Source organism: Alloprevotella rava, assembly GCF_014195585.1.
GTDB lineage: Bacteria > Bacteroidota > Bacteroidia > Bacteroidales > Bacteroidaceae > Alloprevotella > Alloprevotella rava.
Genome location: NZ_JACICA010000001.1, coordinates 201216 through 214518, shown reverse-complemented (window position 1 = coordinate 214518; position 13303 = coordinate 201216). Strand labels below are relative to the sequence as shown.

The window sequence follows — 13303 nt, the reverse complement described above, 5'->3', positions numbered from 1 at the left end:
ATAGATTACTTGGCATCGCGTTTTTTTCGGATGGGGATATTAAACATTTTCTCCGCTAAATCTATCATGGTGGAGTTGGCCAAACATCGCAATTCGGATTCAGAAAGAGCCTTCTTAAGGCGCTTAATCTCTGCCTCATAGGCTTTGCGCTCTTTAGAGAGTTGAGACTGGAGTTCATCGACAGTATTCGGGATTTTTGTTTCTTTCATAAGTCGTTCGATTGTGGAGAGATCAGGAGTGCCATATTGCTTGCAAATATAGCGGAAGGTGGTATAAGGAACTCCACGACTACGTGAAAAATTTTTAGCGTCCATACCGCTTTGCAGGTAAGAACGCAACAACAGGACTTTCTCTGTTTCGCTGTACTTTAATCTTGACATAATCTTTTTTTGAGTTTATGAACTGTCAACTTATTTAGTACAGGACACTCTCTTCAGTAGTTTCTCTTTTTCTCCTTATTGTATTCTCCAACGCAATAAGGCTCTCAGCTCACTCCCTTATTGCATCAACCAGCGCAATAAGGAAAGTTTCCAGCGAGACATACCCACAACATTCTCCCACTATCCCCCAGCGGGAACACACCATGCGTAACTGCGAGTGATACCCGAAGGGCGAACCCGTGGATAGAGTGCTCTCGCTACTCTCCGACACCGGCGATGTCGCACAGCAGCCACAAAGACTTTCTCAACTACTTCTTTATCTCCTAAAGCAGAAAAGATACAACTAAAAATAAAAAGCAAGATATATTATGAAATAAAATAGCCCAATTCTTTATTCACATATCATAGAAGTTTATGATCTTCATTCCAAACTCTATATATCCTCAAACATATAACTTGATATTCTTAAGAAAACATTATACCTTTGTATAGTAATAAACAAATTCTTAATAATCATATGACTGAAACAGAGAATATTTTTAATGGAAATAATGATATTTATGCCTATCTTGATGAATGTGGTGGATATGGTTTTAAACAATACAATCAAGATTCTCCACTTTTCATTATTGTTGCTATAATTGTAAAAAGTTCAGATATAGAATTAATAGACAAGAAACTACAAGATATTAGAAATAAAGATTTTAATAACTCTGAAATCAAGTCTAATAACATAAAAGGGAATCATAAACGTAGAGCTAAAATTTTAGATAAAATAAAAGATTTACCCTTTAGTTTTTTCGCTTTTATTGCTGATAAACGAGCAATTTTTACAGATCATGGAATAACCAAAAGTAAAGCAACCTTCTATAAGTTTCTCAATGAAAAAGTGTATGAAGAACTACGCTCTACTTACCCATCTTTAAATATAATCACAGATGAAATTGGAAATAATGAGTATGTACGAGAATTTACGAACTACGTAAATTCAAACAGAAAACCTATAACACTTTTTGACAAAGAATTTTTCAAGGTTGTTAATAGTAAAACAACTAATGCTATCCAATTAGCAGATTTAATAGCTGGAACCTTATCATATATATATGATGATGAGAAAAAAAAGAAGGTTCCCAACAATATTCATTTTCTTAATATAATAAACACAAAAATAGCAAAAATAAGATTCTTCCCTCAAAGCTATGACAAGAGCCTCTTTGAACATGCAGAGGGATCACCAGACTATGATAGAAATATAGTACAAATAGTATATAGAAAAGCTATTGACTTCTGTAATAGAAACATAAATTCCAATAATGAAGATATTAAACGCCAAGTTTTTGTTTTGAACTATCTCCTATTCCGATATCAATACAACTCTTACAGAAAATATATTCAAACAAAAGAGCTAATGAGGGCAATGGAATTAAATAATTTCCCAAAAATCTCAGAACAAGTTTTTAGGAATAAGGTGATAGGAAAATTACGAGATAATGATGTAATTATTTCAAGTTCTACAAAGGGATATAAACTCCCTTCTTCAGAAAAAGAAATATGTAATTATTATCATCATGTCAATAGTGTTGTTATCCCAATGATTCATCGCTTAAATTTATGTAATGAATCTCTAAAAATGGCAGAAGGAAGCAAAATAGATTATTTAGACAAGACTAACTTTAAAGCTTTAAAAAAATTAACATCAGTATATAGAAACATCATTCACAAACCAGATCTTTAAATCAAAGACTCTTTTCCCAAAGATGAGCTAAAATAAGTAAAAAAAACACAGTCTCAAATAATAATGCCTATTTTACATGACATTTTGAAAAAGGACAGGAAATACATAAAAGAACAATAATCCTGCCTCCGCATAAGAAACAAGAGGAGAGTTTGGAAAATTCGGACGTTTACAGTAACTTCGCGGGATAACTTACAGATTATGTCGACAATAATTTTTCCTGCACCAATATATGGTCCTGTCCATAGCCGAAGGATGGGAATTTCTTTGGGCATCAATTTGATGCCGCACGATGGAAAAGTTTGCACGTTCGATTGTGTCTACTGCGAATGTGGCTTCAACAAGGATCGCGTTGCACAGTCCCAACGCCCCACACGGCAGGAAGTGCAGCGTGCGCTCGAAGAGCGTTTGGAGCAGATGCAGGCGGAAGGACAAGTGCCCGATGTGCTGACCTTTGCTGGTAACGGCGAACCTACCACCCACCCCGACTTTTTGGGTATCATAGAGGATACCATCGCGCTGCGCAACCGCTTTTGTCCGAAAGCAAAAGTGAGTGTGCTGAGTAATACCTCTTTGGCAGCTCGTCCCAACATCCACAAAGCACTCATGCTCGTGGATAACAATATCCTCAAACTCGATACGATCAACCTGGAGTATATACAACTCGTCGATCGTCCTTTGTATCCTTACAATGTTGAAAAGGTAATCGAATCGCTCAAGGCTTTTAATGGACACGTCATTGTGCAGACGATGTTCATGAAAGGAACAGTGGAAGGGAAGAATGTGGACAATACGGGCGATGAATACGTGTTGCCATGGCTGGAAGCAGTCAAAGAAATCAAGCCGCAGCAGGTGATGATTTACACCATCGACCGCGAAACGCCCAACCACAACTTACAGAAAGCTACCCATGAGGAATTGGATCGCATCGTGGCCATGATTGAGAAAGAGGGGATTCCTGCCACAGCTTCCTATTGAGAATCTTTCGCCCACAACTGATACGACAAGACATTGAAGTTTACAGACAACATCCACCAGCTCATTGTTCGCCATCATCTGCTTCATGATGGCGAGCGCATTTTGGTTGCCCTCAGTGGCGGGGCAGACTCTGTTGCTCTTCTGCTGGCGTTGCGCGACTTGGGCTATCGTGTGGAGGCGGCTCATTGTCATTTTCATTTGCGCGATGAAGAAGCCGACCGCGATGTCTCCTTTGTGGAGCAACTCTGTAAGCAATTAGATGTACCTCTCCATCGCACCGATTTCGACACAAAGGCGGTGGCGAAAGCGCAAAAAGTGAGTATCGAAATGGCGGCGCGGGATTTGCGCTACACATGGTTCCGAAAATTGCTCCGTGAGCGCGACATCCGCTTTGTGGCTGTTGCCCATCATCAAGAAGACAACACCGAAACACTCTTCCTCAACCTCCTACGCGGTGCTGGTTTGCAAGGACTGACGGGAATGTCCGTTCGCACAACGGATGTTATCCGGCCGCTCCTCGGCGTGACTCGACAAGAGATTGAGACTTACTTGAAAGAAAAAGGCGAAGCATTTGTTGTTGATAGCACAAATGCGGACACCTATTATAAGCGCAACAAATTGCGACAAGAGATACTCCCTTTGTTGCGCCAGATGAATCCATCGCTCGACCGCACCCTCGCGGAAACCATGCAGCGTATAGCCGAAGCCGACAACATCATGAGAGAACAGTTTGAAAAGTTCCGAAAAGAGAACGTGCGGGAAGAGCAGTTTGGCATCTCCGTTGGAGTTGCCCCCTTGTTAGAATCCCCCGCACCGCAAACATATCTTTTCCTCCTTATGAAGGAATACGGCTTCAGTTCTTCCCACATTTCCGACATTTTCTCCACGCTACCAGGCGAATCGGGCGTTTTCTTCACGAGCGCCACAGGGTGGGCCACTCTCCATCGGGGACGGCTCATGCTTTCGCCCATCATCGAAGCTGTCCCCTCTACTCCACTCTGCGAGGGCAAAACAGCATTACCTGCTGGGCGCACTTTGTCCGTAGAAAAATGCGCAACAGTAGAGATTAGCAGAGTTCCAGAAATTGCCACCCTTGATGCCGATAAAATCCAAGGGGAGTTGTTCATCCGCAGTCTCGAACCTGGCGACCGTTTCCACCCATACGGTATGAACGGAAGTAAACTTGTGAGCGATTACCTCACCGACCGTCACTATTCGCGCATACACAAACGCGCAGCCCTCATCGTCTGCGATGCCACCGGTCCTCTCTGGCTTGTTGGCGAACGCATCGACCGCCGCGCGGCCATATCGAAAACCACCTCCCGCTGCTTAAAACTCGTCCTTTTACACAAATAAGTGCAGAAAAGTGTGAATTTACTACACTTTTCTGCACTTATTTGTGTAAAACGGATATGAAAAGAAAATCACACACGCTACAAAATCTATGACTTCCTCTAAATCTCATCAAAGGAAATAGGAACCATTCTATTTCTCTTTTTTAGTTCTCCATAGTTCCTAATAGGGATAGAAAAAGGAAAGGATGAAAAAAGTGAGAAGCGTGAGTAGTAAGAAATAAGGAGGGATAAATTGCCTATGCAGCTTCTTATGTTTTTGACTTCCTGCAACGTAACGAAACATACAATAAGACAAACTCGCACTAACAAAGCCCACCATCGCGCCTGCCAGGAGGTCGCCAGGATAGTGTCGACCCAGATAGATGCGCGTATAGCACATCATCAGTGCCCACGCAAAGAGGAGCAGCGAGAGCGAACTTCGGCGAAACAAATAGTGAATGAAAAACGCAAAGCCGAAAGCATTGGCGGCGTGGGCAGAGGGGAAACCGTAAGCCCCACCCCGATCATTTGCCACTACATGAATGAACTGCGACAAGGGATTATCCAGATTGCATGGGCGCAAGCGATGAAAGATGGGACGCAGCAGCGTAGCCGTAATTTGATCGGCGAAAAATATCGTCAGAAATATAGCCACAAAGATTAGAGCCGAAACGCGCCACTTGAAATTGCGTAAAATCACGAAGACAAAAGCTGCGTAGAAAGGTAGCCATATCCACCGTGAGGAATAGAGCCACATAAAATTGTCCCAATACGGAGTGTGCCATCCGTTGAGAAAGAGCATCAACTGTGTGTCCAGATCTGTAAAGAAATCAAGCATCTTTGTTAGCGTTTAGCAATATCATCGTAGAGTTTTTGCAGAAAAGCTTTTGCCGGCTGCAAGTTCTGCCCTTTGCTCCGCCCAGTGTCGAGCATCACGCGGTGAGCTTGGTTGTCGTAGATAAGTTGGTTATCGGTGGTGACGAGGCCGAAAGCATCGGGCACAGCAAAGAAAGCGAAATGCGGAGCATGCGGATTGAAGAGATTCTTACTGAAGGCGAACTCTTTGTGCGACAAGCCCAACTGCGCCAAGAGCGTGGCGGCGATATCCTGCTGACCTCCAATAATATCTATGCGCTTCGGTTCTCGAACAGCTCCTCCTGTCAGGATGAGCGGAATACGATAGCGGTTGATGTCAAAATTGCTAATATGAGGGGGATAGCACCCGAGATGGTCGGGAACAAGGATAACGAGCGTATTCTTCCATGCGGGCAACGTTCGGAAGTTGCGAAGAAAATCTCCGATAACACTGTCAGTGTAGGCAAAGGCGTTGAGGCGCTCGTCGCTTAGGCGGTGGTACGGCACATCGAAAGGTTCGTGGCTACTGCTCGTTTGTACCACACGGAAGAAAGGCTCTTTCTGTGGATTTTCGCTGCGGAGTTCTTCCCACACCTTGCGGAAAAGCAAATGGTCATGGACGCCCCATTTCGAGAGACGGTCGCCCACGGGGAAATCTTGGTCGGAGACAATATCCGTAAAACCTTGCGCCACGAGATAAGAGCGCATTTTGGTGAAATCTGCATCACCGCCATAGTAGTATTTAGGACGATAACCCACTTTCAGAAGAGCGCCACAGATGGATGGGAGATGCGCCGTTTTGCTGGGATACTTCATGATGCTCATCGTAGGTTGAGCTGGATAGCCGCTCAAGATGCTAACCAGTCCGCGGTCGGTGCGGAAGCTATTGGCGTAGAAATTCGTAAAGAGAACTCCCGTTCGGGCTATCGAATCAAGATTGACCGCCACATTAGGCAGTCCGCCCGTTTCCTTCATGAGGTGGTTGGAGAAACTCTCCATCACAATGATCATCACATTGGGGCGTTGCATAGTTAGCAGGGAGTCGGAAAGTGCCATATCCGCTTCGGGCGGCTCTTGCATAGAGCGGAAGAGGCGCGTTGCCTCACGATCGTCCATGAAGCGGTATTGTTTCCCGAAATCCTCTTGTCCTACCAGTGATTCCATCAAACTAAAAAGCGGATTCACAGCGGCATGATTGAGAACAGGGTCGCCACTGTAGAAAACTTTTCCTACGTTCATCGTCGACGTTGTTATCCCACCGCGGATAGGGAGAAACAGAGCGGCTGTGAGAAGAAACAGAGCCAAGCTCTTCCAGGCTCTATTGTGAATTCTCTCAAACTGCGGCCAACGCTTCGGGCGAAGCAAGAAGAAATAGAATACGGCATAAATGGCGACACTGCAAAGAGCCATTAGCAACAAGCCGAGGAGCAAGAATCCAAAGCTCACACTGGCCACCGCCTCCTGCGGCGACGAGAAGAAATAGAACAACGGCGTTGAATCAAGTGGGAATCCCCAATAGCCATAGAGCACAAGATTCAAGATAAAAGCCATCCCTACGATAGTAGATACACAGCCAAAATAAGCCATCAACGTTCGCCGCGGCCACTGCTCTTTTCGCCAGAGCGTGGGGAGTAGCAGCAAAGCAGGAATGACGGAGAGATACCCTGCCATACTGAAATCAAGCGGGAGTCCGTGGTACATAATGCTCAACCAATCTGTTGCGCGGAGGTGCTGCACGTTTTGTCCATACACAAGGAGAAAGAAAGGTTTTTGCAGAACAAAACAAACGACCCATAGAAAGTAGACACCGAAAAATCGGCCTATCCTCGTTTTCATTACGTCTTTATTTTTCAGCAAAGTTAACAACAGATTCAATTTCCTGCAAAGAGTAGACTATAAAATTCGGTAAAACACAATAAGGACGAGCATTGCGGCAAAGCGTCTTTCCCGTTTAGAGAGAAAGAAAGCAGAGCCTGCAAAGCTCATCCTTATCTTATTGAAAATTCTATTTATACTGGTGTGGCTTAAAAACGACCGCTGGGGGACAGGACAGCCGGGCCAGGACCGCCACCGGGACGTCCACCGGGACCGGGACGTCCGCCAGGTCGTTCTTTACGCTCACTTTCGCGCTTAGCATCAGCATCTTTTGAAGAACTGCCACCTGGGAAGATGTTCAACTTATATATAAGGTGTACCATGAAATAAGAATTGATGGCATTGTTCCAAGAGTCGCTACGCAGCTGAGCATTGAGCACGCGGCTGATATTGCTTTGCTGCTGAAGGATGTCATAGAATTGCACGCTGAGTGTCAGATTCTTTTTCTTGAGAAAACTCTGACTGAGCTGAGCATTCCAAAGCAGTTCATTTGTATTCATGGAGCTTACCGAATATCCACGGCGACTGCTCATACGGATGTCCGTGGAGAGACTCATTCCCCAAGGTGCGTTGAAATTGGCCTCTGCTCCATAGCTGAATTGCCAAGTGTTGAGATTGCTTGACGTTTGGATGCTGTTGCGCGAGTGCTGATAGTTCAGCATACCGATAAAACCTGCATCAAAAAAGGAGGCGCGATAGTTGAGCCGCAAGTGCTCACCCATGCTCAAGGTCTTATTGACATTTTTCTGCGCATTGGCAGAATTGAACACATTATTATAATACGCAGTGTTGTGCTGACTACGCACGCCAGTGGTCTGCAAATAGGCCGCCACAAGACTGCGCGTGTGACCCGCACCACTCACGCGGCTCACATAGCCTACATCGTGATTGAAGTTGAAATTAGTGAATGCAGAGAGTGTCCAAACCTTGTCTTTACCAAAGCCGAAATTATACATACCATGTGCTCCCATACTCCAGATACCTGCTATGTTTTCGGGACGAGAATAGCGCACACCCGTGGCGTCATTGTAGACAACGCGCGTGGAGATGGCATTAGACGTTTGCGTGAAGTCGAAGCCGAAGAACATTCCTGCTTGCTGCTCTGGATTGTAGCCACGATACTGAACCTGCAACCAATTTACCCACGAGGGCTTCAAGCCGGGATTACCCATAGTAATGAGCAACGGATTGCTATCATCCACCACATCAAGCAGGTTCGTCATCGAAGGTTGAGATGCAGAGCCTCGGTAGTTGAACTCAAATTGATTGGTCTTGGAGAACTGGTAGCGGAAGCGCAATTGCGGGGAGATGTTGAACACCTTGCGCACCACGGTGGTGTCGATGTTCTGTCCGGGGCGTTCGTACGCCAATTTTGTGCGTTGTGGATTGAAACTTACGCCAGCATCGAAACGGACGATTTTATTGTTATAGCGCACACCCAGATTCACACTATTATTGAAATAACGATAGGTGGCATACTGTGAATTGTAGTCATCGCGCACTGCCTGCAGAACTTGAGCATCGGTGGGCAGTGTTCCCAGCGGCGGATAAGCCAGCGGGTTGCCCCATGTGAGCGAGTCGATCTCGTTCAGATTATAACGGCTGCGGTCGCTATCCTGATAACGGAAGGAGTATTCATAACGCACCTGCGCGTTCCAGTTTTTAGCAAACGGTTCGGAATAGCCAAAGCGCAAACCATAATTATAGTTTTTATTGGGCGTCCAACTATACTGATTGAGGAAGCTTGCGGCCTTGCCGTTATAGTATTGTATATCCGAGATGGAATAGGTACTACTGTGTCCCTTGCTGTAATTATAGTTGACACGGAAACTCACATTGCGACCATTGCTTCCTAAGCGACGAATGATGTTCATGCTTCCACCCACAGAATTATTAACGCTACTACCTTTCGAGAGCCGTTCGCTACGATTGACGGCAATACTGGTGAGGGCAGCGGCAGGATTGGTCGCAAAGATGCTATCCAGCGGCGAACCGCTCAAACCATAAGGGTCGCTCTTGAAAGTAGCACTCCGGCTTTTAGCACTGTTATGGCTGTCGCTATGCGAGAACGTGGGGCGGATATCTACATAAGTCATTGAGTCGGGATTCCACTCTAACTTCAATTCTCCACCAGCGTAAGTTGAGGACGAGAAGCTTCTGGAGAGGCTGTTCGCAAAGCTACTAGAAGAGCCACTCGTGAGGAATATCTCCGAATTGGTCTTAGCGAGAAGATCAACGCCCGTGTGGCTGTAGCGAACGTTTCCGCCCAGTTCCAAACGGCCTGCTTCGCGCTTTTTCTTACCATTCTCCCATTCGAAGTCCAGACCGAATATTTTGCTTGAAGTAAGTCCGTTACTTCTGCCAAAGCCACGCGGTCCGCCGAAGCCTTGGTCGCCAGTATTGTTGAGCGAACCGAAAAGAGAAATACGGCTGTTGTCGGAGAAGCGAGTGGCAAAGAATTTCTCAGCATAACGGTCCTTATTACCCCACCCCAAATCGGCATTAACAATCCACGACTCATTCAGCTCGCGCTTCGTCATGATGTCTAGCACGGTAGTTTCTTCACCATCGTCGATACCTGTTTGCTCTGTGTAGTCGCTTTTCTTGTCATACGCCTTCAGCTTACTGACCATCTCAGTAGGCAGATTCTTCATCGCCACCTTTGTGTCACCCTTGAAGAAGTCTTTACCGTTGACGAGAAAGCTTTTGACGGTTTTTCCGTTCCACTTAATCGTTCCGTCGTCGCTCACTTCCACGCCGGGCAACTGCTTAACGAGCGATTCGAGGGTGGAACCCGTTGGCGTGCGATAGGCCGAGGCGTTGAACATGGTTGTGTCGCCCACCTGCTGCATACGTGCGGCAGTACCAGTGACTACGGCCGACTGCAAGGTGTACTTGTCGCCTGCCAAACCTATGATGCCTAAATCAATAGAATCGTTGTTCTCCGTGAGCGTTACCATGCGGTCGGCTTTCGAATAGCCCACAAAGCTAACGCGCAAAATATACGCGCCAGGTTGTGCCACACGAAGTTTGAATGCACCGATGCTGTCGGTCATTGTCCCAATGATTTTCGTACTGTCAAGCTTCATCAGCGTAGCCGAAGCAAACTCAAGTTTGTTCATATTGCGCTCGTCCTCCACGCTACCCGTAATCACATATTTTTGGGCCAAAAGCGTTTGAGAGACGATGAGAGCGAGCAATGAAAAAAGAAGGCGTTTCATGCATTTACTTTCTCGTGAATAATCCTATTTCAATCATACAGACATAGTCCCCTCAAGGGCGATGTCACTTTCTTAGGACGAATGGTGAAGAAAAAGGTTTAATTGCGATTCCCATTTTTATAAAAACCATAATAAAGAAAACTCTAACTAATCTATCTATCCAACAAAAAAAGAGATGTTTTAGTTGTTGAAAATTTACAAGAAACATTTGGTGTTGAACAATTTTCTATGAATCTTTGTAGCGCTAATTATGATAAAGCATATAAAAGTATACTAATAATTATTATCATGCTATGTCATCTATACCTACAGTAGATAAGACACTTATCGGACAATTAGTAAAACATGTCTTAGTAGAAGTTCCAACTTTAGAAACTCCAGGAATTTGCTTTGGAATACAAAAGAATCTTTACGATACAACGTATCATACCCATCTTTACCAGAATGGACATGCTTATGGTCCGTCTCATACTGACACGAGTTGCTTTGACAAACTACGGAATTATGGTTTTTCTCATGCTGTCGTATATGAATCTACAACAGGGGAGTTCGTTTCCTATGAAGGTGTACCAGAGGACGGTGAGGTTACAGAAAAAAATAAGGATCGAAGTTTCCATTCAAATAGCGAAAGAAAAAAAGATATTAACAAATGCATAACATCTTGTTCATTTTAGCTGTTTTATTGAGTGTCCCATCATATGCCCAACAATGTATGAGAGGAGATAAAGGCTTATTGTTGTCTCTTCCCTCGCTGCAATATGTGTCACTGGATGAAATGCGTGCGTCCTTTTTCCATGCAGCTCCGCATTGGGAATCCATACGACCTCTTGATAAAGAGTTGAATTCTAAAAATAAATCGTGCGAGAAACTTATTGGGTGGCCTCTGGGGACAGTCATGTTTGTCAGTACTCCATCAACGAGTCTTCCTTCGGGAAACAAGCATATCAATGCAGATTGGTTCTTTCATCTACGAACGGAAGAAGAGCCTTATGATTTTTGTATGTCCAAATCAGATGCTTCGTTAATGAAGGAAGATACAAAGAGACTTGTCTCTGAACAAACAAAGTCAGATACAGCCAAAATTCCAGCTGTTTGGCTCAATGGTAAATTCTGCTTCATAACAAATCCTCTTCCATACTTTGGCTTTGTAGTCTCTAACGAATTCGGTTGTTTTGAGGTGGTAAAAGGACAACGGAAATATCAGGCTTTTAAAACATATAAAAGTGCGTACTTTACCAAGGCCAACGAATATGCACTTTTCAAGAATAATGTCTCCTTTGTTTTCGATGGTGGGATATATTGGAACATTAAGCGATTGTTTGCTCAATCGTGCGTGATGAGTGAAGAGTTAAATGCTAAAGGTCAGCATTACAAATTATCTTCAGACACCGCTGATTACAATCTGATTGCCTATGTTTCATCTACAGGAAATATCAGCCTAGATATTCTGACACCTGAAACTCTTTCAGACAATAATAAGAAAGATGTGGCTCTGCTTACTGACTACTTCACCCACTTACCAAAATGGACACTAACTCCCCTCTATGTATCTGACGGCAGGATTCTTTCTGGACGTTACTATCACATTCAAAAAAAAGGAACAACATGGCGAATTATGGACTATCTCGAGGCAGCCGTGCGCAAAAGAATCCGGATAGAATTATAGAGAACATATTAGATTCTTTCGAAATATGAAGTGATAAATAGATAAAACAATAAAAGGTACATGTTTTTGATATAAACAAGCGGAATTTATCAGCATCTCAAATTAGCAAATTGAAAGATGCATTGAAACAAAAAGGCTGCAAAGTCCTAGATGAAAATGGATGTATTCATGTTGAAATAACTTTATAATACCAAATGTATGAAATATAGTAAGATCTTATTATCCCTCTTTTTTTTACTTTCAGTGGGAGGAAAAGGGCAGCAGGTAGACTATGCTGCGTCTTTCTCGTTGCGCAACTTGGACACCACCCCCTGGATACAGCTCATTCCAGAAGATTTTGAGATGTCCTTCCAAATAAAAAATGGCAAAAAACAATGTGTGCTGAATATGACTACAGACGAGTTTGTTACAGCCAGAGAAGGATATATCGCTTATTTCTATCATGGAGAAACGGACAAGATTTTTTCTACGGACAGTGTTTTTCAATTGACCCTACAACCTGATTCGCGGAAAATACTTGATGTGCCTGCCAATGTTTCAAGCAAACAAAGTCATGCAAGTGATTGGAACAATTGGATAAGCAAAGGAGAATTAGAGCCTGTAACTTACAACGTCCGTTTGTTAAATGATGGTTATGGCATTCTCACTTCCTCTGTCGACACATCTGAGCGAGTCCTTGTGCCAACGACAACAAAAACAATCTTGAACAAGTATCCCATAAAGGTCTGGAAGCGTTTTTTCAATATTTTACGAGGATATTATAATGATTCTCCTGTTGATGAAATGTCTTTAATTAAAGCGAAAAGCACAAAATACGCTCGTCTTTTGTGCTCACTACTCCGTTCTCATCCTAATTTTCTCCCGGGATATTATGAGCTGCAAGCTATAGCAATGGACAAGGTTGACATGATAACTTATTTGAATAAGGGACTATCTATCTACCCTACCGATATACGCCTTTTAACTTTTAGAGCTTTGGCAGCAAAAGAAACTGGTGACAAGGAAAATGCAGAGTTTTTTTTCCGAAAGGCAGAGCGCTTGTGTAAAGAACATCTTAGCGTCCAGCCAAGAGATTGGAACACTCACATCCGACTTCTCTTCATCAACTATCAGTTGACGGCTGATAAAGAACAACTACGCTCACATGTCAATCTATTAAAAAAACAAATTCCCCATCTCACGAAGGATGAAGGAGAACGCATTGATGCCTTTTCGCAGATAATCAGCAAGTAAGAATTCTTTTTAATACCTCTTCAAAC

The 13303-nt window shown here is 43.8% G+C and carries 9 protein-coding genes; 5 read left to right on the top strand and 4 right to left on the bottom strand.

The features are described 5' to 3' along the window. Positions 1–5 precede the first annotated feature (5 nt). Complete coding sequence (locus FHS60_RS00770) at positions 6–380, bottom strand: transposase (RefSeq protein ID WP_183693682.1); 375 nt, start codon at positions 378–380, stop codon at positions 6–8. Positions 381–897: 517 nt separating this feature from the next. On the opposite strand from FHS60_RS00770, the gene FHS60_RS00765 reads away from it, so the two are divergent. The 3 genes from FHS60_RS00765 (at position 898) to tilS (ending at position 4449) form a co-directional block, all read left to right on the top strand. Continuing rightward, the gene (locus tag FHS60_RS00765; protein ID WP_183693679.1) at positions 898–2115 is read left to right on the top strand and encodes a DUF3800 domain-containing protein; all 1218 of its coding nucleotides are present in this window, start codon (positions 898–900) and stop codon (positions 2113–2115) included. 201 nt (positions 2116–2316) lie between these two features. Further along, on the top strand, positions 2317–3093 hold the full coding sequence (locus FHS60_RS00760) for a radical SAM protein (RefSeq protein ID WP_183693676.1): 777 nt from the start codon (positions 2317–2319) through the stop codon (positions 3091–3093). A 33-nt stretch (positions 3094–3126) separates the two neighbouring features. Then, on the top strand, positions 3127–4449 hold the full coding sequence (tilS, locus tag FHS60_RS00755) for a tRNA lysidine(34) synthetase TilS (protein ID WP_183693673.1): 1323 nt from the start codon (positions 3127–3129) through the stop codon (positions 4447–4449). Positions 4450–4608: 159 nt separating this feature from the next. Here tilS and FHS60_RS00750 read toward each other — a convergent pair whose 3' ends face one another. From FHS60_RS00750 to FHS60_RS00740, 3 genes are all read right to left on the bottom strand, one after another. Continuing rightward, on the bottom strand, positions 4609–5265 hold the full coding sequence (locus FHS60_RS00750) for a phosphatase PAP2 family protein (RefSeq protein WP_183693670.1): 657 nt from the start codon (positions 5263–5265) through the stop codon (positions 4609–4611). 5 nt (positions 5266–5270) lie between these two features. Further along, complete coding sequence (locus tag FHS60_RS00745; RefSeq protein ID WP_183693667.1) at positions 5271–7118, bottom strand: LTA synthase family protein; 1848 nt, start codon at positions 7116–7118, stop codon at positions 5271–5273. Between the two features lie 188 nt (positions 7119–7306). After that, complete coding sequence (locus FHS60_RS00740; protein WP_183693664.1) at positions 7307–10378, bottom strand: outer membrane beta-barrel protein; 3072 nt, start codon at positions 10376–10378, stop codon at positions 7307–7309. A 649-nt stretch (positions 10379–11027) separates the two neighbouring features. Between FHS60_RS00740 and FHS60_RS00735 the strand changes: the two genes are divergently transcribed. Together FHS60_RS00735 and FHS60_RS00730 are read left to right on the top strand one after the other, a co-directional pair. Further along, complete coding sequence (locus FHS60_RS00735; RefSeq protein ID WP_183693661.1) at positions 11028–12044, top strand: DUF5030 domain-containing protein; 1017 nt, start codon at positions 11028–11030, stop codon at positions 12042–12044. Positions 12045–12242: 198 nt separating this feature from the next. Further along, positions 12243–13277: a tetratricopeptide repeat protein gene (locus tag FHS60_RS00730; protein WP_183693658.1), complete on the top strand. Its 1035-nt coding sequence runs from the start codon at positions 12243–12245 to the stop codon at positions 13275–13277. Positions 13278–13303: the final 26 nt, after the last annotated feature.